At 67.2% G+C, this 363-nt stretch carries 1 other RNA gene; it reads right to left on the bottom strand.

Features of this window, described 5'->3' with window-relative positions:
• Positions 1-9 precede the first annotated feature (9 nt).
• Positions 10-363, bottom strand: an RNA gene (gene rnpB / locus ACO0K4_RS19550) — RNase P RNA component class A; the annotation flags it as partial.

Raw genomic sequence — 363 nt, 5'->3', positions numbered from 1 at the left:
GGCCTGTGCATCTGTAAGCCGGGTCCTGTATCCCGCTCGCGCGGGACCTCCACCATCTATCTGGGATGCGCCTCACGGCGCACCTCGATCGACCTACCCGCCGGGTCCCCGCTCGCGCGGGGCGGGACGGGCCGCCCCTTCCCCGGTCTACATGGTCTTTCAGCCCGTGGGGTTTACCAAGCCGCCGGTGTCGCCACCGGCGCTGGTGAGCTCTTACCTCACCTTTTCACCCTTGCCTTCCTTCCGGAGGGCGGTTTCCCTTTCTGTGGCACTTTCCGTGGGCTCACGCCCCCCAGGCGTTACCTGGCACTCTGCCCTGTGGAGCCCGGACTTTCCTCCATCGCGCAAGCGCGACAGCGACTG

Source organism: Undibacterium sp. RuTC16W (assembly GCF_049339445.1).
Taxonomy (GTDB): domain Bacteria; phylum Pseudomonadota; class Gammaproteobacteria; order Burkholderiales; family Burkholderiaceae_D; genus Undibacterium.
The sequence above is the reverse complement of the archived record's forward strand: the minus strand, read 5'-3'. Positions and strand labels throughout refer to the sequence as shown.